We start from the raw sequence: 25,907 nt of genomic DNA, 5'->3' as shown, positions 1-25,907 counted from the left end.
AGGCTCATGTCGACAGATAAGGACAAACAGGCGTCAAACCAGATGTGGGGTGGCCGATTTGCCTCCGGACCAGATGCCATCATGGAGGAAATCAACGCCAGTATCGATTTCGACCGCAAGCTCTATGCCCAGGACATTCGTGGTTCCCTCGCACATGCGGCCATGCTTGCCAAGACTGGCATAATTTCGAGCGAAGACCGCGACAAGATTTCTCACGGACTGAACACGATCCTGTCAGAAATCGAGGACGGCAAGTTCGTTTTCTCGCGCCAGCTCGAAGACATTCACATGAACATCGAATCGCGGCTGGCCGAACTGATCGGACCAACGGCCGGACGATTGCACACCGCCCGCTCGCGCAACGACCAGGTCGCGCTCGACTTCCGCCTCTGGGTCAAGGAAGAACTGGGCCGCACCGAAGCTGCGCTGACCCGGCTGATCACGGCCTTTCTCGACAAGGCCGAACAGCACGCCGACACCGTGATGCCGGGCTTCACCCACCTGCAGTCCGCACAGCCGGTCACCTTCGGCCATCACTGCATGGCCTATGTCGAGATGTTCGGCCGCGACCGCCAGCGCGTGCGTCACGCCATCGAGCACATGGATGAAAGCCCGATCGGTGCTGCAGCCCTTGCCGGCACCGGCTTTCCCATCGACCGCGAGATGACGGCAAAGGCACTTGGCTTCCGCGAACCCACCCGCAATTCGATCGACACCGTGTCCGACCGCGATTTCGCGCTCGAATTCCTGTCGCTTGCCTCCATTTGCGCGGTTCACCTGTCGCGGCTGGCCGAGGAAATCGTCATCTGGTCGACGCCGCAATTCGGCTTCGTCCGGCTTTCCGATGCCTTCTCCACCGGCTCATCGATCATGCCACAGAAGAAAAACCCCGACGCCGCCGAACTGGTACGCGCCAAGACCGGCCGCATCAACGGCTCGCTGATCGCCCTTCTGACCATCATGAAGGGGCTTCCGCTGGCCTATTCCAAGGACATGCAGGAAGACAAGGAGCAGGTCTTCGACGCTGCCGAGAGCCTGGAGCTGTCTATCGCAGCCATGACCGGCATGATGAGCGACATGGAAATCCGCGGCGACCAGATGCGCAAGGCTGCCGGATCGGGTTACTCGACGGCGACCGACCTTGCCGACTGGCTGGTGCGCGAGGCAGGCCTGCCGTTCCGCGATGCCCACCATGCCACGGGCCGCGCGGTTGCCATGGCCGAGGAAAAAGGCTGCGAACTGGCAGAATTGTCGCTCGCCGATCTGCAGACCATCAATCCTGCAATCACCGAAGGCATCTTCGACGTGCTGACGGTCGATGCGTCTGTCGCCAGCCGTCAGAGCTTTGGCGGCACGGCGCCTTCCCAGGTCCGCAAGCAGATTGCCTGGTGGCGCGGACGCGTCTAGCGCACGGGGCCTGATGTGTGCGGACAAACCGGGTGCACTTTGCGCCAAAAACTTGTATGCCAAAACCATGTATGTAAGCCCCGCGCACCGGAAACGGCGCAGGCGAGTGTGAGGAACAGCGAATGACGACCGGCGTGTGGATCAAATCGATATGCGCAGTGGCCCTGCTGAGCGCGGTCCTGACCGGATGCGGCCGCAGGGGCGAACTCGAACGCCCCAATGTCACACCTGTCCCGGCTGGCTCGTCTGCCACGGCAGAAGAGACCCCGGCTCCCGCAGTCAGGGAACGGCATTTCATCCTCGATGGTCTTCTCGAATAGGCGCACCCAGTGAACCATTTTGAATATCGCGATGGCATTCTGCATGCCGAAGGCATCCGTCTGCCCGACATCGCAGCCCAGGTCGGCACTCCGTTCTATTGCTACTCGACCGCCACGCTGACCCGCCACTACAAGGTGTTTTCAGGCGCGTTCTCCGACATCGATTCGATGGTCTGTTACGCCATGAAGGCCAATTCCAATCAGGCAGTGCTCAAGACCCTTGCCCAGCTTGGGTCCGGCGTTGACGTGGTCTCTGAAGGCGAACTGCGCCGCGCCCTGGCCGCAGGCATTCCCGCCTCGAAGATCATGTTCTCCGGCGTCGGCAAGACCGTGCGCGAGATGGAAGCGGCACTCGCCGCCGACATCTATTGCTTCAACATCGAATCCGAACCCGAACTCGAGGTGCTCAATGCCCGCGCACTTGCCATGGGCAAGGTCGCGCCAATCTCCTTCCGCATCAATCCCGACGTCGACGCCAAGACCCATGCCAAGATTTCGACCGGCAAGAAGGAAGACAAGTTCGGCATTTCCTGGCAGCGCGCACCGGCGGTCTACCGCCACGCCGCAAGCCTTCCGGGTGTCCGCGTCACCGGCATCGACATGCATATCGGCAGCCAGATCACCGATCTGCAGCCGTTTGACGATGCACTCAAGCTGATGGTCGAACTGATTACCCAGCTGCGCGCCGATGGCCACACCATCGACCATTTCGACATCGGCGGCGGTCTTGGCGTGCCTTACCGCGATGACAACGCAACGCCGCCCGATCCGGACGCCTACGGCAATATGGTCAAGGCGCGGCTGCGCGACCTCGGCTGCAAGGTGATCCTCGAGCCCGGACGCCTGATTGTCGCCAATGCCGGCGTGCTGGTCTCCGAAGTCATCTACATCAAGGACGGCGGCGACAAGACATTCGTCATCGTCGATGCCGCCATGAACGATCTGATCCGGCCGACGCTCTACGAAGCCTGGCACGAGGTCCGCCCGGTGAAGCTGTCGGCGGCAAGCGCACCGCGGATTCGCGCCGATATTGTCGGTCCGGTTTGCGAAAGCGGCGACTACCTTGCCAAGGATCGCGAAATGTCGGCACTCAAGGCCGGGGACCTGATCGCCGTTGGCTCGGCAGGCGCCTATGGTGCGGTTCAGGCCGGCACCTACAACACCCGGCTGCTGATTCCGGAGGTGCTGGTTAATGGCAACCAGTTCCACGTTGTCCGTCCGCGCCCGTCTTATGACGACCTGATCGGCATGGATTCGCTGCCCGGCTGGCTCGATTGAACCTGCGGCCTTTGCTGGCCGGTTTGCCGGGCAAAGGATATTTTCCTTAACGGCGACAATCCCGCTTCACTTTTTTGGCACAGGCCTCGCCTTGGCCGCAAAGACTGCTATCTTCAACTCCGACGCTGAAGGAAAATGAGATGGCAGGCAAAGCCGACGGCAGGCAAACGCATTCCGAAAGCCGCAAGACCGAAGCGGCGGACAATCATGTTGGCCGCCTGGTCTCCTTCGGCCGCCTGCGCATGCGGCTCAACCTGTCGCTCGGCCGCCTTCTCACCCTGTCTGCCCCGCTTCTGGCGGTAATCGCGCTGTATTTCAGTTTTTCCTGGTTCGGTATCTTCCGGATCGTCCCGGATTGGGTGCGCCTGACGCTGCTTGGTCTGTTCGGCCTTGGCTTCATCGCATCGCTCTGGCCCCTGCTCCGCTTCACTCCGCCCACCCGCACCGAAATCGACGAGCGCCTCGAAGCCGAAAACCGGATCGCCAACCAAGCGATTGCAACGCAGGACGACACGATTTCCGCAACCGATCCCTTCGCCCGCGCTTTGTGGGAAGAACATCGCCGCCGCATGGCCGGCAAGATCGGAACGCTCGAAACCGGCATTCCACGATCCAGCCTGCCCCGGCGCGACCCCTGGGGCATTCGCGTCGCAGTCGCCCTGCTGTTGTTTGTTGCCTTCGGCTATTCCTTCTCCGGAAACGCCGGCAAGCCGACTGATGCCTTCGTCAGCCATTCAGACAGCGGGCTGCCGGATGTCCGCATCGATGCCTGGATCACGCCACCGCCTTACGTCAATCAGGCGCCGGTCTTCCTCACCGGGCAGTCGCGTCCGGTGGGCGAAGCCGTCAGCGCCATCGAGGGCAGTGAAATCACCATTCGTGTCGGCGGCAGCGCCACGGATGCAGAAGTGCTGTGGGGCGCCAGTGAAGCCACCTTGGTTCCGGTAGAACCGGCAGGCACCGCATCGGCAAACCTAGCACCGTCAACCGGCGCCTCAACCTGGACCATCACGCCCGACATTGATGGCGAGCTGAAAATCACTGCCGGCAGGTCCGAGACCGCTTTCTCCATTCGCCTGATCCCCGACGAGCCGCCGGTTGCGGCCTTCGCCGCCCCCCCGCGCCGTGCCGCGAATGGCGCGCTGGAACTCGATTACACCCTGACCGACGATCACGGCATCGCCTCGGCAGAAGCCGAAATCGTCCCTGCAAGCGAGCCCGGCCCCGACGCCCGGCCGCTGTTTGATCCGCCAAAGTACCGGCTGACCCTGCCCCGGCGCTCGTCCACGGATAACCGTGCTGTTGCCAGCCATGATCTCACCGAGCATCCACTAGCCGGACAGAAGGTCCGAATCACCCTCGTCGCCACCGACGGAGCCGGGCAGCAAGGCCGCAGCGAAACTCTCGAGACAGTGCTTCCCGGGCGGCGTTTCTCCGAACCGCTGGCCGCAGCAATTGTCGAACAGCGCGGCGTGTTGGCGCTTGACGCCAACAACCTTGGCCGGGTGTTCGATCTGCATGACGCGCTGACCATTGCGCCCGATGAAACCATTCCCAACCTCACCCATTACCTGCTGCTGGAATCGGTCAGGGGCAGGCTCGAATACGCCCGGTCGGATGACGACCTGCGCGCGGCGATCGATTACATGTGGGGCGTCGCCCTGCAGATGGAAGACGGCAATTTGTCCCTCGCCGAACGCCGTCTGCGCGAAGCCCAGAATGCGCTCGCCGAAGCACTGGAAAACGGCGCCACAGACGAAGAGATCGCCCAGCTGATGGATGAGCTACGCGAGGCCATGCAGGAATACCTGCGGGAAATGGCCCGGCAGAATCCGGGCAGCCAGGATGGTCAGAACCAGCAGGCCATGCCGGAAAACATGCTGCGCCAGCGCGATCTCGACAACATGCTCGACCAGATCGAGAACCTCGCCCGTTCCGGCGCCCGGGATCAAGCCCAGCAGATGCTGCAGGAACTGCAGCGCATGATGAACAACCTGCAGGCCGGCCGGCAACAGCGCCAACAGCAGCAGGGCGGCCCGATGCGCCAGCAGATGGACAAGCTCGGTGAATTGATGCGCCAGCAGCAGCAGCTGATGGACGAGACCATGCGCGCCGACCGCGAGCGCCAGAGCCAGTCCGGCGAAGGCCGTGACCGCCAGCAGCAGGGCCAGCAGAATCCCGGCCAGGGCGACGACCAGGGTCAGCAGGGTCAGGGCGACCAGTCCCTTGAAGAGATGCTCGGAGCGCTGGGCCGCAGCCAGCAGCAGCTGCGCGATGCGCTGGGACAATTGCAGAGCGACCTCGAGGGCATGGGAATCCAGCCGTCAGAAGGATTCGGCGAGGCCGGCGAAGCCATGGGCGATGCGGCAGGCAATCTCGAGGGTGGGGAAACCGGCCAGGCGCTCAGTGACCAGGGCCGGGCCTTGCAGGCGCTCAGGCAGGGCGCTGAAGACATGATGAACCAGATGATGCAGGCAATGGGCAACCAGCAAGGCGACGCCGAAGGCGAAGGGCCGGACCGCAACGGCAACCGTGCGGCTGACGATCGTGATCCCCTCGGCCGGCCGCGCGCCACCACCGGGCCGGATTTCGGCAGCCGGGTCAAGGTTCCTGACGAGATTGATATCCAGCGCGCCCGCGAGATCCTTGATGCCATCCGCAAGCGTCTGGGCGACCAGCTGTCGCCGGATCTGGAGAAACGCTATCTCGAACGCTTGCTAGACCTGCAATGAAACGGGTGGGCCAGGTTCAGGCAGCCTGCTGCGTCAGCGCATCCGCCACTGCCTGGCGGATATCAGGCAGCGTAAAGGGCTTGGGCACCACATCGACCACGATTCGCATCAGCGGTTCGGCCCGCTCGCGTTGCTCGGCATAGCCGGTCATCAGCAGGATCGGCATGCCGGGACGCTGTTCAGCCGACGCAGTCGCAAGCGCAATGCCATCCATCACCGGCATCCGGATATCGGACAGGAGCAGATCGAAACTGCTGTCCATCAGATGATCCAGCGCCTCGGCGCCATCGCCGGCTTCGACGATCTCGTGCCCGTCCATGACAAGCGCCCGCGCTACAAAGCGCCTGAGAGAATCTTCGTCTTCGGCGATCAGAATTCTTGCCATCATGTGCTCCCTGCTGGTGATGGGAACCTAGGGCGCAAATATTGCTGCAAGGTGAACGCCCGCAGCATTCTTCGTGCCGGGGCGCATGCCGTGAACCGGAAGCCCGGAATCAGGCGTCGCCCTTGACCACCCCGACAAACGGCAGCTCGCGGAACGCATAGGCCACGTCCATGCCGTAACCGACGACAAAATAGTCCGGGCATTCGAACCCGACATAGTCGGCATCGAGACTGCCTTCCCGGCGCGACCGCTTGTCGAGCAGCACCGCGATATCGACGTCGTTGGCGCCGCGCTCGTACATCAGGTCGCGGGCAAATCTCAGCGTCCGGCCGGATTCGAGAATGTCATCGATCAGCAGCACATCGCGTCCACGCACATCGCTATCGATATCCTTGATGATCTTGACGCCCTGGCTGGTGGTGCCGCGGCCATAGCTCGACAGGGTGATGAACTCGACTTCAGGTTCAAGCCCGGCATCATGCAGCGCCCGGATAAGGTCGGCCGCAAAAATGAACGAGCCCTTGAGGATCGAGATGACCAGAAGATCCTTCTTCGGACTGGCGGCAATCTCTTTTGCCATCTCGCGATTGCGCTTCGCAATCACATCCGGCGTAAACAGGGGTTCGATGATTTTTCCGCGCACAACCGGCATTCGCGCTCTCCAGGACGTTGGCTCAACAATTCAGCCCACTCCTAGAGCCCTTCGCGGTCAATTGAAAGCAATTTGATCCCGTTTTGCCTCCTGCAGGCCCAAGCCGTTTCGACCGGGGCAGGCGCAAAGCAGCAGGTTTCCGGGATTTCACTTCGGTCCGGAGCGTCTCAATCACCCGCCGGGCGGATCATCAGGATTGATCCCGCGCGTTCGATCCGGGCCGGACGCGGCATCGGAGCGGTGAAGCCAGCTTCTGTGGTCCTGGCCTTCGCAGCCGGTATGGAGGACGTCACCACCGGATCGGGAGATGAAGCGGCAGGTTTGCCAACCGAGACCACCGGCGCGCTGACCCTTGAGGCGGACTGGTCGCTGCCGGACGGCAGGACCAGCGCATGGCCACCGGCCATCCAGAAGGCTGCGGCACTTGCACACACCGCAAGTGCAAGGGCTGCCAGCGGCGAGATCAATCCACGCGGGGCTGCCCCGTTTTTGCTTCCGGCGAAAACGCCCAGCCGCTTGCCCTGCACCATGGTTTTGCCGGCGAAATCACGCGGGATCGGGCCATCAGCCTCGGGCTGCATGATCCGCGACTTGAAAACACCATTGGCGGCATTGTCCCGCGGACGCGCCGAAAACACATCGCGCGGAGCGCTGACAGGCTCAAAGCAGGCATCCTCGACGTCGCGTCTGCGGGCTGCGTCCAGCTTTCGGCCCCGGCCCGGCATCAGCAGGTCGCCGGCTCCCGGGTCGATCGCATGTGTCACACGGCTTGTACCGCCCATGAGGCACCCCTTTTCCACCCCTGCGATGCAGAAGGCATTGAAACATCTCTTACCGATCCGTAAATGGAAATGATTAACGCTTGGCGAACAAGCCGCGTATACCAGCTGTTTGGGCGGGTGTATTAACTCTGCATTAACCATGCCCGGCGACTCTGCGGCCCGGTCGTTGCGCAGTATGACCCCCGGGACAGGAAGTGACCGTTGATCCATTTCGAAAATGTCGGCTTGCGTTACGGTATGGGACCTGAGGTCCTGCGTGACCTGACCTTTGATATCCCCAAGAGATCCTTCCAGTTCCTGACCGGCCCGTCGGGCGCGGGCAAGACCACGCTCATGCGGCTTCTGTTCATGTCGCTTAAGCCCACGCGCGGGCTGATTCGCATGTTCGACCGCGACATTTCCGTGATTCCGGGCGAGGAGCTGCCGCTGTTGCGTCGCCGGATCGGTATCGTTTTCCAGGATTTCCGGCTTCTCGACCACATGACCACCTACGAGAATGTTGCTCTCCCGCTCAGGGTACGCGGCAAGGACGAGGCGAGTTACCGCTCCGATGTGATCGAACTGCTCAAATGGGTCGGACTGGGCGAGCGCATCAACGTGCTGCCGCCGGTTTTGTCGGGTGGGGAAAAACAGCGTGTGGCGATCGCCCGCGCACTGATCGACCAACCCGAGATCCTGCTCGCCGACGAACCCACCGGCAATGTCGATCCGCCGATGGCGCAACGCCTGCTCAACCTGTTCACCGAGCTCAATCGGCTTGGCACGGCCGTTGTCATCGCTACCCACGACCTGACCCTGATGGACCGGGTCGATGCCCGCCGGATGATCCTGTCGGAAGGACGGCTCGATATCTATGACTGAGCAAGCCGGCCCCAGCGACAACCAGAAGCGGGAACGCATGGTCACCCTGCGTCCGATGGCGCCGATCGTGCCGCCGGTCAATGTCTCCGGCCATGCGCTGATGGTGGTCATCGCCATCATGTCGTTCCTCTGCGCCATGACCCTTGGCGCCGTGACCATGGTGCAGGAGAAGGCCGAGGCCTGGCAGGGCGACGTCTCCCGCGAGATCACCATCCAGGTCAAACCCGACGATGGCCTCGACATGGAGGCCGCCCTCACCGAGGTCAGGACCATCGCCCTGTCCTTCCCCGGAACGCTCTCTGCCGAGATCGTCGACCGGGCGTCAACCGCAAGGCTGCTGGAGCCATGGCTTGGTGAAGGTTTCGACATGGACGAGCTTCCGGTTCCCCGGCTGGTCATCGTCACCATCGACGAGTCCGCGCCTCCGGATTTTTCCGCCATCCGCCAGGAGCTGGCAGACAACGTCCCCGCGGCAACGCTGGATGATCACCGCGCCTGGGCCAACCGGCTGATTTCGATGGCCCGGATCACCGTTCTGATCGGGGTCGGCATCCTGACACTGATGTTCGCCACCACCATGTTGACCGTCATCTTCGCCACACGCGGCGCAATGGCCGGCAACCGCCACATCGTCGAAGTGCTGCATTTCGTCGGCGCCGAAACAAGTTTCATCGGGTCCGAATTCCAGAAACGCTTCCTGCTGATCGGCCTCAAGGGCGCAGCCTTTGGCGGCGGCATTGCAGCGCTCGGGTTTTTACTGCTGGGAGCATGGCAATCCAATTCCATGGCCACCGCTCTCAACGATCAGGTAACCGCCCTGTTCGGCCGTTTCACCCTCAGCGGCGCCGGCTATTTCGGTATTGTCGGCATTGTCGTGCTGATATCTGCGATGACGGCGGTGACCACGCGTTTGACCGTCATCCGCACGATCCGCGAAATTGATCGCCAGCGCGCAGATCCGTCACTTGCGGAAATAGGTTAACTGCCCGGTTTTTGCCGCAAATCCGACTGGTCCTTGCCTGAATCTCGGGGTATTCATGGTTCATGAGCGTGGAAACCGCACAACCTGATCCGGCGACGTCCGGCTCCGCCAAGACCGACGCGCTCCGACGTCTGCGCCGGGTGGGTCACCATGGCCTGCGCCTGCTTACAATTGCGATCATTGTTGGCATAGCCTTGATTGCAATGGGCTTTTTTCGTTTCACCGACACCATCGCCGAATTGAAGGCCACCGAAACAACCGGCGAAGTCGATGCCATCGTGGCCCTGACGGGCGGGTATCAGCGCATTGATCAGGCCCTGGCGCTGCTTGAAAAGGGAATCGGCGACCGTCTGCTGATTTCCGGCGTCAACCCGTCCACGAGCGGCGCAGCGCTGCGCCGCGCCACCGGCACGAAAATGGCAACCTTCGCCTGCTGTGTCGATATTGGCTACGAAGCCCTCGACACCATCGGCAACGCCAATGAGACAGCCGGCTGGATCCGCCAGCGCGGCTACAGCCGTATCCTGGTGGTCACCAACAACTACCATATGCCGCGCAGCCTGCTTGAACTCTCACAGGCCAGCCCCGACGTGACCTTTCTTGCCTATCCGGTCACCCATGCCGATCTGAAAACCGAGACCTGGCTCGCCGATCCGGTCGCATTGCGTACCCTTTTTGTCGAATACGCCAAGTACTCGCTTGCAAGGCTGCGCTACTGGAGCGGCGCCAAACCCGCAAGCGGCTTGCGCGCCGATGCGGGCGGCAAGCCTCCGGTGGCTGCCAGCCTGCAGTGATTTTTCCCAGGCGACAGGTTTTCGGCTGATCGTCGATAGTGTAACCCGGACCAAAGCTTCTGCCTGACAGGGCCACATGCAAATCCGGATTTCTCGATGATTGCCATTCGATCCATACTTTTCAATCTTGCGTTCTACCTGAACCTGATCGTCCGCATGATCGTTTTCTCGCCCTACTACTTTCTGGCCGACAGAAAGGCCGCCTGGAGCGTGCCCAAGAACTGGGTTCGGGCCAATCACTGGCTGCAGGAGAAAATCGTCGGAACGACATTCGAGATCGAAGGCCTCGAGAACATCCCTGAAGGCGGCTACATCTTTGCACCCAAGCACCAGTCTTTCTGGGATGCCTACGCACTGCTGCCCTGGCTTGACGATCCGTTCTACATCCTCAAGCGCGAGCTCACCTGGATCCCGCTTTTCGGCCAGTATATCACCAAGATGAAGATGATTCCGGTTAATCGCGGCGCCCGCGGCAAGGTCATGGCCGAAGTGCTCGAGCGCACCAAGCAGGAGATCCGGAGCGGCCGCCAGCTCATCATCTATCCCGAAGGCACCCGCCGTCCCGCCGGCGCTCCACCGAATTACAAATACGGCATTGCCCGGCTTTACCGCGATCTCGACGTGCCGGTCGTGCCCGTGGTCATGCATCCCGGCCTGTTCTGGCCGCGGCGCAAGTTCCTGCGCTATCCCGGACATTTCAAGGTTCAGATCCTGCCGCCGATTGCGCCGGGCATGGATCCCGATGCCTTCATGGACAAGCTGGTCGAGGTCATGGAAGCTGCCAGCGACAAGCTGCTGGTCGAGACCGTGAAAGCCAATCCCAAGCTGCCGTTGCGTGAAGATGCCCGCCGCAGGCTCAAGGAGCTCGGTGCGCTGCCTTCAGACCCGCGGCTTCAGTGACCCGGCTTCACTGATCAGCAAGGCGTCCTGAGAGTTCAAGGCCATGCGCGATCGACTCGAGGTGATGATCGCGAATACGCAGGGTCCTGAGGTGCTCGACCGTGTTGATCACATAGTCCTCGTTCGGCCCTGACTGGCCCACCGCGCCCGACACTTGCGAAAGCGCATCATCGACCGACAGCGCGCCGGCATATTGCTCGTGCCCGCGATCGACGACATAGGTCAGCGCCCGGACATCCCGGCCATCAGCCAGCCGCACCTTGCGCGTGGTCTCGAGATACACATTGGTGACCAGTTCGCGTTCGCGCAGGTAGCCGGTGACCGTCTCGCGGTTCTCAGCAGGCACCTTGAATGCCACCCCGTGGCACGAGCCGCCGCGGTCCAGCCCCAGCACCAGCCCCGGCCGTTCCGGCGTACCGCGGTGAACAAAGGAGCGCACGCATAGCGCCCGGTGATAGCCAAACAGCTGTGCCTGCCGGGTTTCCTCATGATCAAAACCCGGACGCCACATCAGCGATCCGTAGCCAAACACCCAAAAATCGTCCATATCGCAGCCCATGTTGCCGGCAGGAAGCCGCTGTAACATCATGTTCCAGGCATAACCGCCATCTCGGCTCTTATTGCAGGCCACCAACGGAGAACGCAATGCCACCATCCGCCAATGTCTCTTCTCCGGCCTCGCGAAAATTCGCCTGGCTGGCCGGCGCCATCGTTGCAGCGGTCCTGCTCTGGACAATCGGCTGGTTCTTTTTTGCCGCCAGGATCGAGGATCACCTTCCCTCAACGCTGGCGCAGATCACCGGCCCTGACGCCACCGCCGGATGCACCCAGGCCGATGTCCGCGGATACCCTTTCCGCGTCGGCCTGTTTTGCGAAACCCTGACCTACGCAAACGCTGCCGAGGGCATCACCGCCACGGCTGGCGCCTTCCGCTCGGCCGCACAGGTCTACCAGCCGCAACATGCGGTAGCCGAGGTGGACGGGCCATTTGTGCTTGATGCCTCAGGCCTGATCCTGCGCGCCGACTGGCAGCTTCTCAAAGCCAGCGTTCAGGCGGTTTCCGACGGACTTGATCGTGGATCGATCGAAGCCCGCAACACCAGCTTCAACATTGATGGAACCGGCCTGACCCAGCGCCTCGCGGTGCAGGCTGACCGGATCACGGCCCACGCCCGGCGAAATGGCGCGGATCTTGATGTTGCCGCCTACAGCGAAAACCTGCGCAACTCCCTGCTCGCGGGACTGAACGCCAAGGCCCTGGCATTCGAGGCGACCCTGTCCGGGCGATCGGACCTGTTGCGGATCCCCTTCACACCGCTGCACGGTCCCTTCGATGCAATGCTGCACCGGGTGACAATCGAGCTCGATGAAACCTCGTCGCTCGAACTCGCAGGCCCGGTCCAGGTTGCGGCTGACGGGCGCATGTCCGGCAATCTTGAGCTGACCATCAGCAATGTGCAGCAGTTCTCCGAACTCGTCGCAGGCTTCAATCCGGAAAGTGCAGATATGATCAGGCGTTTCGGACCGATGATCTCGGCGCTCGATACCAGGCCCGGCGACGATGCCACGACCCTGCCGCTGACAATCCGGAACGGCCAGGTCTCGCTTGGCATTATCCCGCTCGGCGAGCTGCCTGCGTTCTGAGCCCTACTCGGCCGCGTCGGGCTTGGCGGCGTTGCGGCCGAAGTTGGGCGCATCGGTGTCCTGCCCGGCCTCGACGATCGAACGGCGAATGCCGCGGGTCCGGGTGAACAGCTCGAACAGCTTGTCGCCGTCGCCCCACCGGATGGCGCGCTGCAATGACGACAGGTCCTCGGAAAACCGCGCCAGCATTTCAAGGATGGCATCCTTGTTGTGCAGGCAGACATCGCGCCACATCACCGGATCGGATGCTGCCAGACGGGTGAAATCGCGGAAACCCGAGGCCGAGTACTTGATCACTTCGGATTTTGTCACCGCTTCCAGGTCATCGGCGGTTCCGACAATGTTGTAGGCGATGATATGCGGAAGATGCGACACGATCGCCAGCACCAGGTCATGGTGATCGGGATCCATCTCCTCGACCGTTGATCCGCACGCCTCCCAGAACCGGGCCAGCCGCGCGACAGCTTCGGCATCGGTGCCCGCCGGTGGCGTCAGAATGCACCAGCGGCCTTCGAACAGTTCGGCAAATCCGGCCTCCGGACCGCTCTGCTCGGTACCGGCAATCGGGTGTCCGGGAATGAAATGGGCGCTCTGGGGAATGTGCGGCTGCATTTGCCGGACCACCGACGCCTTGGTCGAGCCGACATCGGTGACGATTGCGCCCGGCTTCAGATGCGGCCCGATTTCCCGCGCCACCGTTTCCGATGCCCCGACCGGAACAGAGACGATCACCAGATCGGCATTGGCGACGGCTTCCGCGTTCGAACTGAAATAGCTGTCACCCAGACCAAGCCTTCGCGCCGCCTCTAGCGTCGCTTCGCTTCGTGTGGCAATCGCCACGTGCCCGGCCAGCCCCCTGGCGCGGATCACCCGCGCCAGCGACGAGCCGATAAGGCCGATGCCGATCAGCGCGATGGTATCAAACAGCGGTTTGGTCATGATTGTCAGGCCATAAAGCTCTTCAGCGCGTTGATCACGCCGAGATTGGCTTCCTCACTTCCGATTGTCATTCTCAGCGCATCGGGAAGGCCATAGCCCGCCACACGCCGCAACACGTAACCGCGCTTGCCCAGGTACTCGTCAGCCTCGGCTGCCGTCTTGCCAGGCGTCGTGGGGAAATGAATCAGCACGAAATTGCCGACCGAAGGCGTCACCGACAGCCCCAGCGCCTCGACCGCCTCGGTGACCTGGCCAAGCCATTTTTCATTGTGCTCGACAGCCCGTTCGACATGGCTCCTGTCACCGATCGCCGCGGCACCGGCGGTGATTGCCAGCGCATTGACGTTGAAAGGTCCACGCACCCGGTTGCAGGCATCGATGATGGCTTCATGCGCATACATCCAGCCGATCCGCAGGCCTGCAAGCCCGTGAATCTTCGAGAACGTCCGGGTCATCACCACATTCGGATTGGCCGACACCAGCTCGATGCCCGCCTCGTAGTCATTGCGCCGGACATATTCCGCATAGGCCGCATCGAGAACCAGAATCACGTGGCCCGGCAATCCGGCATGCAACCGCCGGACTTCGCTGACCGGGAGATAGGTGCCTGTCGGGTTGTTGGGATTGGCGAGGAACACCAGCTTGGTCCGCTCGGTGACCGCACCCAGAATCTGGTCGACATCGCTCGTCAGGTCGTCGGTGTCCGGAACGGAAACCGGGGTGGCACCAGCGGCCATGATCTGGATCTTGTAGACCAGGAATCCATGCTCGGTGAAAACACCCTCATCGCCGGGCGCCAGGTAGGTCTGGCACAACAGCCCGAGCAGTTCGTCCGAGCCGTTGCCGCACAGGATGTTGCCGGGGTTGAGGCCATAGCTCCGGCTGATCGCATCGCGCAGCACATGCGCGGAACCATCCGGATAAAGCGCCAGGTCGGCATTTTTGGCCGCCAGCGCCTCGGCCACCTTCGGGCTTGGTCCCAGCGGAGATTCATTGGATGACAGTTTGTAGACCTTGGTCGCGCCATGGGCGGTCTCGCGCCCCGGCACATAGGCCGCGATATCCATAACACCCGGTTTCGGGCGGGGCATGTCGGTACTGCTCATGAAGAAGCTTCCTTGCAAGCTGAAAACCAAGGCTTAGACCGCGGAAATAGCCTCTCGCGGCGATCTTGTCGAGAGCGGTGCCCGGTCTCAGACAGGCGCCTTGTTCGATTTGGTCTGGCGATGCGAGGCGCGCGACGTTTGCGGCGAAAGCACCGGCACGAAGACACGGCGGGAGGCGCGCGCCGCCACCGGCAATCCCTGGTACAGCCGCTTCTGCGCCTCGACGATAATCACGCCTGAAAACACAGGCCACAATCTGCGGCCGAATCGTTCGAAAACCCGCTGCATGCGCAGCACCATCCCGCGCTTGGAGGGCGGGAAGAACAGCGCCTCGGCGAAAGCCCCGGGGGTGAAATTGCTTTCCCGCAGGATCGAGACAAGCTGCCCGCGCGAATAGGGACGCCCGGCGCCAAACGGCGTGTGTTCGAACCGCGCCCACATTCCGCGCCGGTTGGGGGTAACGATCACCAGCCGTCCGCCGGGCGCGAGCACACGCCAGAGCTCTTTCAGCGTTTCGCGCGGGCTCTCGGCGAATTCCAGCGAATGCACCATCAACACACGGTCAAGCGACGCATCGGGCAATGGCAGTTCTTCATCGAACACCAGCGCCGTCGCCGAAGGACCTCCGGCCGGCCAGTTCACCGCACCCTGCCCCGCCGGCATGAACGCAAACGTCCGTTCCGCATCGGGGCCGAACCGGTCCAGATAGGGGGTGGCATAGCCCAGTCCCATCAGCCGCTCGCCCGGCAGGTTTGCCCAGATCGATGACAACGCCATGGAGACCGAGTGCTCGGCAACCATGCCAAGCCGGGAATGATAGAACTGTCTCAAATCGACGATATCGGCGTGCATGGCTGTACCCTGCGGCAGAAACTGTTTGCGGGCAAGAGGCTGGACCAGCGGCGGCAGGCCACCGGCAGTCAAAACCATCATTGCGGCGAGGTCATGCCTAAACTCTCCATGGTCCTGTCAAATCACCGCCGCCCAAGGTGACGAAGCCGATGCTGCCGGTTATGCTCGCATGGTTGATTCAGCAATTGCGATAGGGAACCCGATGACCAGCCTCATGATCGAGCAATTTACCTGCAGGCAGGACAATTTCGGAGTGCTTCTGCATGATCCGCTGACCGGCGAAACCGCAAGCATCGATGCACCGGACGCGGCAAGGATCACCGGTCGCCTCGGTCAGGATGGATGGAAGCTGACCCACCTGTTCGTCACCCACCATCACCCCGATCACGTCGAAGGCATTCCGGCGCTCGCGCAGGCTTCGCCGCTGACAATCATCGGCCCCGCGGCCGAGGCGGCGAAGATTGCCGGCCTGACCCAAACTGTCGGCGATGGCGACACATTCGAGTTCGCGGGCAGAACCGTGCAGGTGATTTCGACACCGGGCCACACCGCGGGCCATGTCTGTTTTTACATTCCCGACGAAGGATTGCTGTTTGCCGGCGACACGCTGTTCGCGCTCGGTTGCGGCCGGTTGTTTGAAGGCTCGCCCGAAGACATGTTCAGGTCGCTCAGCCGCCTTGCCGAGCTCCCCGACGAAACCCGCGTCTATTGTGGACATGAGTACACCCAGTCGAACGCACGTTTCGCCGTCTCCGTAGACCCGGACAACGAGGCACTTGCCAAGCGCATGCAGGACATCAACGATCTTCGCTCCAAGGGATTGCCGACGCTTCCGACCACGATAGGGTTCGAAAAGCGCACAAATCCGTTCATGCGCACAGGCGACCCGGCGATTCGGAAGCAACTTGGCATGGAGACGGCAAGCGATGTCGAGGTCTTCGCCGAACTGCGCCGCCGCAAGGACAGTTTCTGATCATGAACGCAAACCTGTCCGCCCGTGAAATCATCACCCTCCTGGAAATGCAGCAGCACCCGGAAGGCGGTTGGTACCGCGAAACCTTCCGCGACACCGCCGGCGGCGAGCGCGGCAATTCAACCGCGATCTATTACCTGCTTGAAGGCGGCGACTGCTCACACTGGCATCGCGTCACCGACGCGGTCGAGATCTGGCACTGGTACGGTGGCGGTCCGCTGGCCCTCACTCTCTCTGAGGATGGATGCAATGCCGTATCCCACCGGCTCGGCATGAATCTGGCTTCCGGCGAAAGGCCACAGATCGTGGTGCCCGCCAATTGCTGGCAATCCGCCGCCTCGCTCGGCGCCTGGACGCTGGTCGGCTGCACGGTGGCGCCGGGGTTTGAATTCGCAAGCTTTGAAATGGCTCCGCCGGATTGGCGGCCCTCGCCATTCGAGGGCGCGCCGGTCAGGCCAAAAGGCCGAGCGTGATCAGCACCTGGCCCGCATAGTAAAGCCCCCATACCGCCGGGCTGGTCAGCTGCCGCAGGGAACTGGTCTCGGACATGAGAAACTTCTCCGATCCGAGAATGGCGTCCGACGCCATGAACAACGCTGCCCCCAGCAGAACCAGCCCGCCAAGCGTCACCCCGCCAAGCCCCATCACCGCGATCGCCAGCACATAGGCCGCCACCGGCAATGCCAGCGGGCCGGCCTTGCTGACCATCAGCGTGCCCATGCCGGCGCCGAACAGAACCACCGCCAGCAAGCCTGGCAGCGGCGCATCGGCAAATCCCGGCCCTATCGAGACAAACAGCACCGCATAGGCGATGTGGGCGGCAAGGAAACTGCCCAGCCCGCCCAGGAACGCCACATCGCCCTCATGCGCCAGAAAAGCATCGCCAAGCGCCGACAGGGCCAGCGCCAGCACCAGCAGCACCGGACTGCCAACATGCAGCGCCAGGCCCGCCAGCGCCCCCACAGCCGCTGTCTTGGCGACAGTCCGCACGATCGAGACGGGCTGGTCGAGCATGAACAGGTAGATCACGAAGCCGAGCGCGGAAATCACCGTCAGGGCAGTCGCAAGCGCATCAGGGCTGTCAAGATAATCGCTCACGCCGACCGCCTGCCCTTGAGCAGATCCTTGGCCGCCAGAAATGCACCGCCGGTGATCAGCAGGCAGGCCACCGCGATGCCGATGCTCGCCTTGCCGTGACCGAACAGGATCAGGATCAGCGTCGACAGCAGCGGGGCCGCGTAGCTCGCTACGCCCAGCACCTGGATGTCACCCTTCTTGACCCCGAAATCCCATGCGTAGAACGCCAACCCGACCGGCCCGAGGCCCAGGCCGATGACGGCCAGCCACTGACCCGTCGTGTCCGGCCACACCGTTGTTTCGAGAAAGACATGGCAAACCGCCGACAGCACCGCCGAGATCACGCAGAAGCCGGCAATCACATCGGTCGGGGTTTCGCCAAACCGCCGCGATATCAGCGAATAGCCTGACCATGTCAGGGCACACAGGCCCGCGGCCGCGTAACCGATCATGTTGCCGCCGCCAAAACCGCCCTCGGCGCCCCGCACCAGGATCAGCGCTGTCCCCGCCAGCCCCATCAACGCGCCGGCGACATGGTGCCAGCCCAACCGTTCCCCCGGCAGCAGCGCCGAACCGACAACGATCAGCAAGGGCCAGAGATAGGCGATCAGCCCCGCCTCGACGGCGGGCGCATTGCGCAGCGCGGTGAAATAGAGGAAATGATAGCCGAACAGCCCGAACAGCCCCAGCGCCCAGACCTTGGCCGGTTGCCGGAAGGCCGCGAACCGTTTCCTGTCCCTGAGCATCGCGGTGAGCCCGATCAGCGATCCGATCAGAAAACAGATCGCCGAAAGCTGGAAAGGCGGCATGGTACCGGATGCGGCGGTCAGCAACGCCAGCGCCGACCACATCACAACTGCGGAAAATCCGACAAGCGTGGGAATACTTCGCATTATCCAACTCCCATCGCACGCGATCCACCGCGCAGGATCGGCACGCGCGAAAATGGCTTCAAGGCAATCATGAAAACCCCTTGCGCAAGATCATCCTGCCCAAGGGGTTTTGTCATTTATCCGCCAATTCTCGTGGCTGCAACGATTACCTTGCCGATCTTCGTCGGCACCTTGGCATAAACCGGTCCGTACAGCCCCAGGCTCTCATGCTTGGCAAACCACACTTCCATGCCCTTGATCCCCTTGAGGTACTTGATGCCGGACGAGTTCTTCCGGTAGCCCGAATTTGGCTCGAACCGGACGCCGCAGACAATGGCATCGCCCTTGAAGCCCTTCGTCCGGTAAGGACGCACACCTATGGGGGTCAGATGCAGGGTGGCCCGGGATTCCCCGTCGAAAATCGGCAGGCTGCGCGGGCAAACGGCAGTCCCGGCAGGAAACAGTAGACCCGAGAGCGGGTCCAGCACCGCCCGCAGATGTGCCTCGAGCAACGGCACCCAGTCATCCGCCTTGGTCTTGCTTTCCGGTTCGTTGGTCGCAGAGCGGACATCGCCGTTCACAAACTTGACCGCGGTCCGGTGCTTTTTCTTGCCGCTGGTGTAACTGACAAGAAAGTCCGACGCTTGGAGCTTGTCGGCAGTGACGGTTCCCGAAACACTGGCATTGCCGCGCACCCTGGAAAACAGGTCCGAAAACGCCGAGGACCGCATATCGCCTGATATCTTGTAGGACTTGCCATCCACTTCGGTGACGAATTTGGCAGACGCCACGGGAAATCCGACCAGCGAAACCTTGTAATCGGTGTGGACCTGAACCGGCTCCGCCGCAGCCTGTTGCGCTGTCGCCAGCGCCGCAACCGCCATCAGACCTGACAGAAACATCTTTACACGTGCCATAGGGGTTCCTTTCCCATCATCTCAATTGCCACGTTTATCCAGTTTCCATCCTGAACCCAGACTGAACACCCTATCATCTCCTGGCCACAGCGCCGAAAATCAGTTTTATTGCCACCTGGAGCCCGGGATTGCCGGTTTGCCGTCATTGGCGGCTTGACGCGGCTGGCTGGTCTGATTATAGACACGCGACTTCCGATAAAGGCCTGCGGTCCTTTGGGTGAGCCTCCTACCTGGCTCGGCCCGTCCGCTGGCGAAGAGATATAGGTGCAAAATGTCACGCAGCTGTGAATTGACCGGTAAGGCTGTACAGTCCGGAAACAATGTCAGCCACGCCAACAACCGGACCCGTCGCCGGTTTCTGCCGAACCTGTGCAACGTCACGCTGATTTCCGACGCACTCGGCCAGCGCTATCGTTTGCGCATTTCTGCAAACGCCCTGCGCACGGTTGAGCATCGCGGCGGTCTCGACGCATTCCTGGCCAAGGCCAAGGACGCCGAACTGTCGATGCGCGCCCGTCTGCTCAAGCGTCAGATCGCAAAGAAGCTCGACGAAAAAGCCGCTGCCTGAATAAGGCTGAAGGTTTCTGATTTGAGATGGCGGGCTTTATGCCCGCCATCATCTTTTTCAACTGGTGGCATCAACCCAGGATAAAAAAATGCGAACGATCCCCTCTGTCTTGCCGTTCATGGCCCTCATGGCCGCTGTCGTCGTGGCATCGAACTTTCTGGTTCAGTTCCCCGTCGATTACACCATCGGTGCCTTCAATCTCGCCGACCTGCTGACCTGGGGTGCATTCACCTATCCGGTTGCGTTTCTCGTCACCGACCTTGCCAACCGTCGCTTCGGCCCGGCCACCGCCCGCCTGGTGGTGTTCTGCGGCTTCGTCATCGCCGTTGCATTGTCGGTCTGGCTTGCCACGCCGCGCATCGCGGTCGCCTCGGGATCTGCATTTCTGCTGGCGCAGCTGCTTGACGTTTCCCTCTTCGACCGTCTGCGCAACCGCGTCTGGTGGCTTCCGCCGCTGGTCTCCACCATTATCGGCTCCGGTCTCGACACGCTGATCTTCTTTGGCCTCGCCTTTTCGCAAGCCGCCAACATCATCGGTCCGGGCGACGCGTTCGCCAGCGAAACGGCCCCCTTGCTGGGCGTCTTCGCCACGGAATTGCCGCGCTGGGTGTCGTGGGCGCTGGGCGATCTCGCCGTCAAGCTGGTCGTCGGATTGTCGATGCTGCTGCCCTACGGCATTCTGATGCCGGTTCTGACGCCCCGCAGCCGCGCCTGACCAAGCTGCCCCGGCCCTCGGCAGACGTGGCTATTTGGCATCGCCGAGATACCGGAATTCCAGCATCAGGTTCCGCTGCAGGATAGAATGGTTGTCGTCCGACACCAGCGTGACGAATGTCTGCCCTGCATCATCCGTGCTCACGTCCAGACCTTCCATATTGTCGATCTGCTCGCCGAAATCCGCTTCCAGCACAACCTCTCCATCCACCAGGTTTCCTGGCCCCAGCCGGCTGCCGTCGATGCGGCGAATGCGCATGCCGATGCCCTCGGCAATCGAAAAGCGCCGCTCCAGCAGCAGCAGGTCACCATTGGGCAGGAAATCACCGTCCGTCACGTCATAGGGCGCATGCCGCTTGACGAAGAACACGCCTTTCGACGGTCCGGTCAGCACGGCCGCGTAGATATCGCCACTGGCATTGAGGCTTTTCTCCGAGACGGCAACCACCTCGCCCGAAAGCGGCGAAGCCGACGGTGCGACCATGATCGCCTCCAGGCCGCGATTGTTGCGCAGCTCCTCGAGCGGGATCTGCACCGGCAATGACCCCAGCGGGATGGATCTGCCCGGCGCCTTGGCCGGATAGACATCCACCCGGCTGCGGCGCTCGAAACTGACCAGCACCTCGTCACCGCGCACCGCCATGCCTTCAGCGTCGACCCGCCACTTTTGCTTCGAGGATTCGCCCTCGGCATCGAGGATCGGTGAAACCGAGAAATCCGCAATCCCGATCAATTGGCCGTCTGGACCGCGTTCGAAACGGCCGGCATACCAGAAGCCGGTATCCATGACGCCGAGGAAGCTCTGCCTGTCCGCAGACAGCCGGATCGCCGACATGGCGCCCAGCGCAGCACTCGGTGAACTCAGTTCCAGCCCGCCAACGAATTCGAAAGCGCCAAACCGGGTCTGGTCCGAACCAACCTTGAAATGGGAGATCAGCCTGGAATTTATCGGCAGGATCTCATCGTCGGCGCGAAGCGGCAAGACTGCCGAAGCCGTCAAGAACATGAGCGCACTGCCGATGATCGACAGCCGCGCCATGGTGCGCGATCGGATCACGCCTGTTTGCGCCCGCGGCGGGATTGCCGTCCATCGCCTTCATCGGCAAACAGCGCCGCCAGTTGCTCGGTCATTGCGCCGGCCAGCTCCTCCGCATCGACGATTGTCACGGCGCGACGATAGTAGCGGGTGACATCATGGCCGATACCGATGGCCAGAAGTTCAACCGGCGAACGAGTTTCGATTTCCTCGATGACCGCACGCAGGTGCCGCTCAAGATAATTGCCCGGATTGACCGAAAGCGTTGAATCGTCGACCGGTGCGCCATCGGAAATCATCATCAGGATCTTGCGCTGTTCGGGCCGTCTCGTCAGCCGCGAATGAGCCCAGATCAGCGCTTCGCCGTCGATGTTCTCCTTGAGCAGTCCTTCGCGCATCATCAGGCCGAGATTGCGCCGGGCGCGCCGCCATGGCGCATCCGCGGACTTGTAGATGATGTGGCGCAGATCGTTGAGCCGGCCCGGTGTTGCCGGCTTGCCGCTGGTCAGCCATTTCTCGCGGCTCTGACCGCCCTTCCAGGCCTTGGTGGTAAAGCCCAGCAGTTCAACCTTTACACCGCAGCGCTCGAGCGTGCGCGCCAGGATATCGGCGCAGGTCGCAGCAACCGTGATCGGCCTGCCCCGCATCGAGCCTGAATTGTCGATCAGCAGCGTCACCACCGTATCGCGGAAATTGGTGTCGCGTTCCATCTTGAACGACAGCGGCTGCATCGGATCGATGATCATCCGTGTCAGCCGCGCGCTGTCGAGATAGCCTTCTTCGAGATCGAAGTCCCAGGCTCTGTTCTGTTGCGCCATCAACCGGCGCTGAAGCCGGTTGGCCAGCCGTCCGACCACGCCCTGCAGATGCGCCAGCTGCTTGTCGAGGAAGGCGCGCAGCCGCTCGAGTTCAGCCTCGTCACAGAGTTCTTCCGCCGAGATTTCCTCGTCGAATTCGGTGGTGAATACCTTGTAGTCGATCTTCTCGTTGAGTTCGTCGAACGGGTCGCTGGACTTGCGGGTCTCGCCCGGCGTGTCGGCATCGTCGTCGCTGTCGTCGATGGTGTCGTCGTCGCCGGCTTCCGCGCCGTCCATCTCGCCGGTGTCCATCTGCTCGTCGGAGGTTTCGCTCTCCTCCGCCGGCGCTGCGTCCGATCCGGCATCTTCCTGCGAGGACTGGTCGTTTTCCTCCTCGCTGCGCGGCTGGTCATCGTCGGAGACTTCGTCCTGCTCGTCCTGTTCGCTGTCGTCGTCGCCGTACTCCTCGGCCATTTCCATGGCCGAAAGCATTTCGCGCACGACACGGGCAAAGGCCTGCTGGTCTTCGACGGATCCTTCGAGCGTATCCAGCACGTTACCGGCTTTGTCTTCGACAAAATCGCGCCACAGCTCGACCACCTGGCCCGCCGATTGCGGCGGCTTGCGGCCGGTCAGCTTCTCGCGAACCATCAGCGCCAGCGCTTCCTCGAGCGGCGCATCCTCGCGATTGACGATTCCCTGGTAATTGGCCCGCTGGTACTTGTCCTCGAGCATCGAGGTCAGGTTGTCGCCGACGCCGGTCATCCGCCGCGCGCCGATCGCCTCGACCCGGGCCTGCTCGACCGCATCATAGACCGCGCGGGCATCGGGGCCCTCGGGCGCCATGCGGTTATGAACCGCGTCATCGTGGCAGGCCTTGCGCAGCGCCATTGAATCGCCGAGACCGCGGGTGACGGAAAAATCGTTCCGCGTCGGCCGCTTCGGCAAATCCGGCAATCGTGCCCGTTCACCCGAAATCCCCGGCCGGTCAGTGCCGAAGGCGACCTCGAGATTGTGGTCGCCGGCAATCGCCCGCACGCTGCCCGTCAGCGCCCGCCGGAATGGCTCGGCGTCAACGGTACCGCTTGGTTTTGCTCGGGAATTGTCGCCGCGTCCGGCCATGGCAATATCCGTCAGGCAGTTGCGCTGAGAACGATATTGGCGGCGCTTTCCTTCAACTCGACGCCAAACGCCCGTTGATAGTGCTCGGCCACCAGCGCCCGTTCCAGCTCATCGCATTTGTTGAGGAAGGTCAGGCGGAAGGCAAACGCCACATCGCCGAAAATCTCGGCGTTCTCTGCCCAGGTGATTACCGTACGCGGGCTCATCACCGTCGAAAGGTCGCCATTGATGAACGACGAGCGGGTCATGTCGGCAACCCGCACCATGCGCGAAATCGTCTCGCGGCCATCGCCCTTGGCAAATCCCTTGACCTTGGAGGCAACGATATCGACCTCCTGGTCATGCGGCAGATAGTTCAGCGTGGTCACGATCGACCAGCGGTCCATCTGCGCCTGGTTGATCTGCTGGGTGCCGTGATAGAGCCCGGTGGTATCGCCAAGGCCAACCGTGTTGGCGGTGGCGAACAGGCGGAACGCAGGGTGCGGCCGGATGACGCGGCTCTGGTCAAGCAGCGTCAGGCGGCCCGATGATTCCAGCACCCGCTGGATCACGAACATCACGTCCGGACGGCCGGCATCGTATTCATCGAATACCAGAGCGACATTGTGCTGGTACGCCCAGGGCAGGATACCATCCTTGAATTCGGTGACCTGCATGCCTTCGCGGACGACAATCGCATCCTTGCCGACGAGGTCGATACGGCTGACGTGGCTGTCGAGGTTGACGCGCACGCAGGGCCAGTTGAGCCGCGCTGCGACCTGTTCGATATGGGTCGACTTGCCGGTGCCGTGGTAGCCCGACACCATCACGCGGCGGTTGTGGGCAAACCCGGCCAGAATGGCGAGCGTGGTGTCACGGTCGAACAGGTAGTCCGGGTCAAGGTCAGGCACATAGGCGTCCCGCTCCTTGTAGGCCGGGACACTGATGTCCGAATCGATGCCGAACACCTCACGCACGTTGACGGTGGTGTCTGGCAGGTTGGTGATGTCGAGGTCGATCTTGCTCATCATGTCTCCAAGGCCTGGCTTAATAAGCCCGCGGGCCGTCTTTCCTGTCCGATCCTGCTTTAGACTCTTCGCTTAGCAGAAACCAGACTGCTTTAACAATTGGTAGGCCTGGATGACGGCGCGAAAACGGTCTTCCGAACCGCGGTCGCCGCCATTGGCGTCTGGGTGGTGTTGTTTGACCAGATCCTTGTAACGGGTCTTGATCTCTGCGGATGTCGCATTTGCGGCCAGACCAAGCGTATCGAACGCCTTCGACTCGAGCGACTTGAGCTTGCGCGCACGGACCGGCCGGTTGGGGCGGGTCTCGTTGAAAAACCCGTGCGGATCGCGCATCCGCGCCTGGGCGCCGGCAGAACCGGATTTCGCAGTCGATTGCGTCGGCCCGCTGCCCGCCGAACGGTCAACGCCCATCTTCCAGGTCGGCCGGTGTCCGGTCAGTGCCTCTTTCTGGTAGCGCGCAATCTCGCCGTCGGAGAGGCCCGAAAAGTAGTTGTAGCCCTTGTTGTACTCGCGTGCGTGATCAACGCAGAACATGAAGTACTGCCCTTCGGCATCGCGCCCCACAGGAGCACGGTGTGTACCAGGCTTGGTGCATCCGTCCCATTGACATTCCGGCGTCTCGGGCTCGACCGGGCGTGCGCCCTTGCGGCGGACCCGGATGCGGTCAAAATATTTGGAATCCAGTTTCATATCGACAGTTATGGAGCTCTACAGGTTTGCGAACAAGGATTGACAAGGGTGATTCAAGCTGCGTACCCCGTCTCGACTTCGAATGCCACTACGCAAATTGCAACAGACAAATTTTGTGACCGCGCAAGATACCCCAGGAGCATCGTCATGTCCCGCCAGAACCGCATTGAAACAGCTCTGACAGAAAAATTTGTTCCCGAACGGCTGGTTGTGATCAACGAAAGCCACCTGCACGCCGGGCATCATCATTCAGGCAGCGATCATCACGATGCTTTCGACGGCACCGGCGAAACCCATTTCCGCATCCGCATCGTGTCACCGGCATTTACGGGCATGAGCCGTGTCGAGCGCCACCGCGCCGTCAACGCATTGCTCAAGGATGAACTCGAAAGCGGGCTGCATGCCATGGCGGTTGAAGCGTCTGCCCCTGGCGAACCGACCCGCTGGTAATCTCCCCGCGCCTCGGCGCCATCTATCACCTGACGGCGGAAAGCGGCAAG

Annotated in this window: 28 protein-coding genes; 14 read left to right on the top strand and 14 right to left on the bottom strand. The window is 62.1% G+C overall.

The genetic code is table 11. The features are described from left to right. Window positions 1-6 precede the first annotated feature (6 nt). The 4 genes from argH to WNY80_RS06380 all read left to right on the top strand — a co-directional run bounded on the left by argH (window position 7) and on the right by WNY80_RS06380 (window position 5,737). Window positions 7-1,407 carry an argininosuccinate lyase gene (argH, locus tag WNY80_RS06395; protein WP_342886525.1) on the top strand — a complete coding sequence of 467 codons (1,401 nt, stop codon included), beginning with the start codon at window positions 7-9 and terminating at the stop codon, window positions 1,405-1,407. 122 nt (window positions 1,408-1,529) lie between these two features. Then, the gene (locus tag WNY80_RS06390; RefSeq protein ID WP_342886524.1) at window positions 1,530-1,727 is read left to right on the top strand and encodes a hypothetical protein; all 198 of its coding nucleotides are present in this window, start codon (window positions 1,530-1,532) and stop codon (window positions 1,725-1,727) included. 9 nt (window positions 1,728-1,736) lie between these two features. Continuing rightward, entirely contained in the window at window positions 1,737-3,005 is a 1,269-nt protein-coding gene (gene lysA, locus WNY80_RS06385) for a diaminopimelate decarboxylase (protein ID WP_342886523.1), read from the top strand. 140 nt (window positions 3,006-3,145) lie between these two features. Then, window positions 3,146-5,737 carry a TIGR02302 family protein gene (locus tag WNY80_RS06380; RefSeq protein ID WP_342886522.1) on the top strand — a complete coding sequence of 864 codons (2,592 nt, stop codon included), beginning with the start codon at window positions 3,146-3,148 and terminating at the stop codon, window positions 5,735-5,737. Between the two features lie 16 nt (window positions 5,738-5,753). Here WNY80_RS06380 and WNY80_RS06375 read toward each other — a convergent pair whose 3' ends face one another. From WNY80_RS06375 to WNY80_RS06365, 3 genes are all read right to left on the bottom strand, one after another. After that, on the bottom strand, window positions 5,754-6,122 hold the full coding sequence (locus WNY80_RS06375) for a response regulator (protein ID WP_342886521.1): 369 nt from the start codon (window positions 6,120-6,122) through the stop codon (window positions 5,754-5,756). 109 nt (window positions 6,123-6,231) lie between these two features. Next, complete coding sequence (gene hpt / locus WNY80_RS06370) at window positions 6,232-6,774, bottom strand: hypoxanthine phosphoribosyltransferase (RefSeq protein ID WP_342886520.1); 543 nt, start codon at window positions 6,772-6,774, stop codon at window positions 6,232-6,234. A gap of 167 nt (window positions 6,775-6,941) precedes the next feature. Further along, the gene (locus WNY80_RS06365; RefSeq protein ID WP_342886519.1) at window positions 6,942-7,556 is read right to left on the bottom strand and encodes a hypothetical protein; all 615 of its coding nucleotides are present in this window, start codon (window positions 7,554-7,556) and stop codon (window positions 6,942-6,944) included. A 201-nt stretch (window positions 7,557-7,757) separates the two neighbouring features. Here WNY80_RS06365 and ftsE point away from each other — a divergent pair, with 201 nt between their 5' ends. From ftsE to WNY80_RS06345, 4 genes are all read left to right on the top strand, one after another. Then, a complete protein-coding gene (gene ftsE / locus WNY80_RS06360; protein ID WP_342886518.1) occupies window positions 7,758-8,417 on the top strand; it encodes a cell division ATP-binding protein FtsE in 660 nt (219 codons plus the stop codon). Continuing rightward, window positions 8,410-9,399 (top strand): ABC transporter permease, encoded by a 990-nt coding sequence (locus WNY80_RS06355; protein ID WP_342886517.1) that lies wholly within the window; start codon window positions 8,410-8,412, stop codon window positions 9,397-9,399. Before ftsE ends, WNY80_RS06355 begins: the two co-directional genes overlap by 8 nt. Before the next feature lie 62 nt (window positions 9,400-9,461). Next, window positions 9,462-10,193 carry a YdcF family protein gene (locus tag WNY80_RS06350; protein ID WP_342886516.1) on the top strand — a complete coding sequence of 244 codons (732 nt, stop codon included), beginning with the start codon at window positions 9,462-9,464 and terminating at the stop codon, window positions 10,191-10,193. Window positions 10,194-10,289: 96 nt separating this feature from the next. Next, on the top strand, window positions 10,290-11,093 hold the full coding sequence (locus WNY80_RS06345; protein WP_342886515.1) for a 1-acyl-sn-glycerol-3-phosphate acyltransferase: 804 nt from the start codon (window positions 10,290-10,292) through the stop codon (window positions 11,091-11,093). Window positions 11,094-11,100: 7 nt separating this feature from the next. Here the strand turns inward: WNY80_RS06345 and WNY80_RS06340 are convergent, their stop codons facing one another. Beyond that, a complete protein-coding gene (locus WNY80_RS06340; RefSeq protein WP_342886514.1) occupies window positions 11,101-11,640 on the bottom strand; it encodes a gamma-glutamylcyclotransferase in 540 nt (179 codons plus the stop codon). A gap of 98 nt (window positions 11,641-11,738) precedes the next feature. On the opposite strand from WNY80_RS06340, the gene WNY80_RS06335 reads away from it, so the two are divergent. Next, window positions 11,739-12,737, top strand: coding sequence for a DUF2125 domain-containing protein (locus tag WNY80_RS06335; RefSeq protein WP_342886513.1), 999 nt, complete (start codon window positions 11,739-11,741; stop codon window positions 12,735-12,737). 3 nt (window positions 12,738-12,740) lie between these two features. Here the strand turns inward: WNY80_RS06335 and WNY80_RS06330 are convergent, their stop codons facing one another. From WNY80_RS06330 to WNY80_RS06320, 3 genes are all read right to left on the bottom strand, one after another. Continuing rightward, on the bottom strand, window positions 12,741-13,676 hold the full coding sequence (locus WNY80_RS06330) for a prephenate/arogenate dehydrogenase family protein (RefSeq protein WP_342886512.1): 936 nt from the start codon (window positions 13,674-13,676) through the stop codon (window positions 12,741-12,743). A gap of 5 nt (window positions 13,677-13,681) precedes the next feature. Beyond that, window positions 13,682-14,782, bottom strand: a complete 1,101-nt coding sequence (gene hisC, locus WNY80_RS06325) for a histidinol-phosphate transaminase (RefSeq protein ID WP_342886511.1) — start codon at window positions 14,780-14,782, stop codon at window positions 13,682-13,684. Window positions 14,783-14,869: 87 nt separating this feature from the next. Then, the gene (locus WNY80_RS06320; protein ID WP_342886932.1) at window positions 14,870-15,634 is read right to left on the bottom strand and encodes a class I SAM-dependent methyltransferase; all 765 of its coding nucleotides are present in this window, start codon (window positions 15,632-15,634) and stop codon (window positions 14,870-14,872) included. A gap of 202 nt (window positions 15,635-15,836) precedes the next feature. Between WNY80_RS06320 and gloB the strand changes: the two genes are divergently transcribed. Both gloB and WNY80_RS06310 read left to right on the top strand, forming a co-directional pair. Continuing rightward, complete coding sequence (gloB, locus tag WNY80_RS06315) at window positions 15,837-16,607, top strand: hydroxyacylglutathione hydrolase (protein WP_342886510.1); 771 nt, start codon at window positions 15,837-15,839, stop codon at window positions 16,605-16,607. A 2-nt stretch (window positions 16,608-16,609) separates the two neighbouring features. After that, window positions 16,610-17,080, top strand: coding sequence for a cupin domain-containing protein (locus WNY80_RS06310; RefSeq protein WP_342886509.1), 471 nt, complete (start codon window positions 16,610-16,612; stop codon window positions 17,078-17,080). On the opposite strand, the gene WNY80_RS06305 is transcribed toward WNY80_RS06310, so the two are convergent. The 3 genes from WNY80_RS06305 to WNY80_RS06295 all read right to left on the bottom strand — a co-directional run bounded on the left by WNY80_RS06305 (window position 17,058) and on the right by WNY80_RS06295 (window position 19,473). Then, a complete protein-coding gene (locus WNY80_RS06305) occupies window positions 17,058-17,705 on the bottom strand; it encodes a lysoplasmalogenase (RefSeq protein ID WP_342886508.1) in 648 nt (215 codons plus the stop codon). The two genes, WNY80_RS06310 and WNY80_RS06305, sit on opposite strands and share 23 nt — an antisense overlap. Next, complete coding sequence (locus WNY80_RS06300; RefSeq protein ID WP_342886507.1) at window positions 17,702-18,577, bottom strand: DMT family transporter; 876 nt, start codon at window positions 18,575-18,577, stop codon at window positions 17,702-17,704. Before WNY80_RS06300 ends, WNY80_RS06305 begins: the two co-directional genes overlap by 4 nt. A 116-nt stretch (window positions 18,578-18,693) precedes the next feature. Then, window positions 18,694-19,473: a DUF3108 domain-containing protein gene (locus WNY80_RS06295; RefSeq protein WP_342886506.1), complete on the bottom strand. Its 780-nt coding sequence runs from the start codon at window positions 19,471-19,473 to the stop codon at window positions 18,694-18,696. Between the two features lie 271 nt (window positions 19,474-19,744). On the opposite strand from WNY80_RS06295, the gene rpmB reads away from it, so the two are divergent. Beyond that, the gene (gene rpmB / locus WNY80_RS06290) at window positions 19,745-20,041 is read left to right on the top strand and encodes a 50S ribosomal protein L28 (RefSeq protein WP_269388451.1); all 297 of its coding nucleotides are present in this window, start codon (window positions 19,745-19,747) and stop codon (window positions 20,039-20,041) included. A gap of 88 nt (window positions 20,042-20,129) precedes the next feature. Further along, window positions 20,130-20,756, top strand: a complete 627-nt coding sequence (locus tag WNY80_RS06285) for a queuosine precursor transporter (RefSeq protein WP_342886505.1) — start codon at window positions 20,130-20,132, stop codon at window positions 20,754-20,756. Window positions 20,757-20,786: 30 nt separating this feature from the next. Here the strand turns inward: WNY80_RS06285 and WNY80_RS06280 are convergent, their stop codons facing one another. The 4 genes from WNY80_RS06280 to WNY80_RS06265 all read right to left on the bottom strand — a co-directional run bounded on the left by WNY80_RS06280 (window position 20,787) and on the right by WNY80_RS06265 (window position 25,407). Beyond that, window positions 20,787-21,812, bottom strand: coding sequence for an esterase-like activity of phytase family protein (locus WNY80_RS06280; protein WP_342886504.1), 1,026 nt, complete (start codon window positions 21,810-21,812; stop codon window positions 20,787-20,789). After that, window positions 21,809-23,710 (bottom strand): cobaltochelatase subunit CobT, encoded by a 1,902-nt coding sequence (cobT, locus tag WNY80_RS06275; RefSeq protein WP_342886503.1) that lies wholly within the window; start codon window positions 23,708-23,710, stop codon window positions 21,809-21,811. The genes WNY80_RS06280 and cobT overlap by 4 nt, the downstream gene beginning before the upstream one ends. An 11-nt stretch (window positions 23,711-23,721) precedes the next feature. Further along, complete coding sequence (gene cobS, locus WNY80_RS06270) at window positions 23,722-24,717, bottom strand: cobaltochelatase subunit CobS (protein WP_342886502.1); 996 nt, start codon at window positions 24,715-24,717, stop codon at window positions 23,722-23,724. A 72-nt stretch (window positions 24,718-24,789) separates the two neighbouring features. Beyond that, window positions 24,790-25,407 carry a J domain-containing protein gene (locus tag WNY80_RS06265; RefSeq protein WP_342886501.1) on the bottom strand — a complete coding sequence of 206 codons (618 nt, stop codon included), beginning with the start codon at window positions 25,405-25,407 and terminating at the stop codon, window positions 24,790-24,792. A 147-nt stretch (window positions 25,408-25,554) separates the two neighbouring features. On the opposite strand from WNY80_RS06265, the gene WNY80_RS06260 reads away from it, so the two are divergent. Then, a complete protein-coding gene (locus WNY80_RS06260) occupies window positions 25,555-25,857 on the top strand; it encodes a BolA family protein (protein WP_342886500.1) in 303 nt (100 codons plus the stop codon). Window positions 25,858-25,907: the final 50 nt, after the last annotated feature.

Source organism: Hoeflea sp. AS16, from assembly GCF_038900095.1.
Taxonomy (GTDB): Bacteria; Pseudomonadota; Alphaproteobacteria; order Rhizobiales; family Rhizobiaceae; genus Hoeflea.
This window is presented reverse-complemented; position numbering and strand designations above follow the sequence as displayed.

Coding starts and splice junctions, on each gene's coding strand:
- WNY80_RS06265 (WP_342886501.1), bottom strand. CDS start 25,407: ATGAAACTGGATTCCAAATATTTTGACCGCATCCGGGTCCGCCGCAAG.
- WNY80_RS06355 (WP_342886517.1), top strand. CDS start 8,410: ATGACTGAGCAAGCCGGCCCCAGCGACAACCAGAAGCGGGAACGCATG.
- rpmB (WP_269388451.1), top strand. CDS start 19,745: ATGTCACGCAGCTGTGAATTGACCGGTAAGGCTGTACAGTCCGGAAAC.
- WNY80_RS06390 (WP_342886524.1), top strand. CDS start 1,530: ATGACGACCGGCGTGTGGATCAAATCGATATGCGCAGTGGCCCTGCTG.
- WNY80_RS06380 (WP_342886522.1), top strand. CDS start 3,146: ATGGCAGGCAAAGCCGACGGCAGGCAAACGCATTCCGAAAGCCGCAAG.
- WNY80_RS06320 (WP_342886932.1), bottom strand. CDS start 15,634: ATGCACGCCGATATCGTCGATTTGAGACAGTTCTATCATTCCCGGCTT.
- cobS (WP_342886502.1), bottom strand. CDS start 24,717: ATGAGCAAGATCGACCTCGACATCACCAACCTGCCAGACACCACCGTC.
- cobT (WP_342886503.1), bottom strand. CDS start 23,710: ATGGCCGGACGCGGCGACAATTCCCGAGCAAAACCAAGCGGTACCGTT.
- WNY80_RS06295 (WP_342886506.1), bottom strand. CDS start 19,473: ATGGCACGTGTAAAGATGTTTCTGTCAGGTCTGATGGCGGTTGCGGCG.
- WNY80_RS06310 (WP_342886509.1), top strand. CDS start 16,610: ATGAACGCAAACCTGTCCGCCCGTGAAATCATCACCCTCCTGGAAATG.
- WNY80_RS06345 (WP_342886515.1), top strand. CDS start 10,290: ATGATTGCCATTCGATCCATACTTTTCAATCTTGCGTTCTACCTGAAC.
- WNY80_RS06365 (WP_342886519.1), bottom strand. CDS start 7,556: ATGGGCGGTACAAGCCGTGTGACACATGCGATCGACCCGGGAGCCGGC.
- gloB (WP_342886510.1), top strand. CDS start 15,837: ATGACCAGCCTCATGATCGAGCAATTTACCTGCAGGCAGGACAATTTC.
- WNY80_RS06330 (WP_342886512.1), bottom strand. CDS start 13,676: ATGACCAAACCGCTGTTTGATACCATCGCGCTGATCGGCATCGGCCTT.
- WNY80_RS06340 (WP_342886514.1), bottom strand. CDS start 11,640: ATGGACGATTTTTGGGTGTTTGGCTACGGATCGCTGATGTGGCGTCCG.
- WNY80_RS06285 (WP_342886505.1), top strand. CDS start 20,130: ATGCGAACGATCCCCTCTGTCTTGCCGTTCATGGCCCTCATGGCCGCT.
- WNY80_RS06350 (WP_342886516.1), top strand. CDS start 9,462: ATGAGCGTGGAAACCGCACAACCTGATCCGGCGACGTCCGGCTCCGCC.
- hpt (WP_342886520.1), bottom strand. CDS start 6,774: ATGCCGGTTGTGCGCGGAAAAATCATCGAACCCCTGTTTACGCCGGAT.
- argH (WP_342886525.1), top strand. CDS start 7: ATGTCGACAGATAAGGACAAACAGGCGTCAAACCAGATGTGGGGTGGC.
- WNY80_RS06300 (WP_342886507.1), bottom strand. CDS start 18,577: ATGCGAAGTATTCCCACGCTTGTCGGATTTTCCGCAGTTGTGATGTGG.
- hisC (WP_342886511.1), bottom strand. CDS start 14,782: ATGAGCAGTACCGACATGCCCCGCCCGAAACCGGGTGTTATGGATATC.
- WNY80_RS06260 (WP_342886500.1), top strand. CDS start 25,555: ATGTCCCGCCAGAACCGCATTGAAACAGCTCTGACAGAAAAATTTGTT.
- WNY80_RS06335 (WP_342886513.1), top strand. CDS start 11,739: ATGCCACCATCCGCCAATGTCTCTTCTCCGGCCTCGCGAAAATTCGCC.
- WNY80_RS06375 (WP_342886521.1), bottom strand. CDS start 6,122: ATGGCAAGAATTCTGATCGCCGAAGACGAAGATTCTCTCAGGCGCTTT.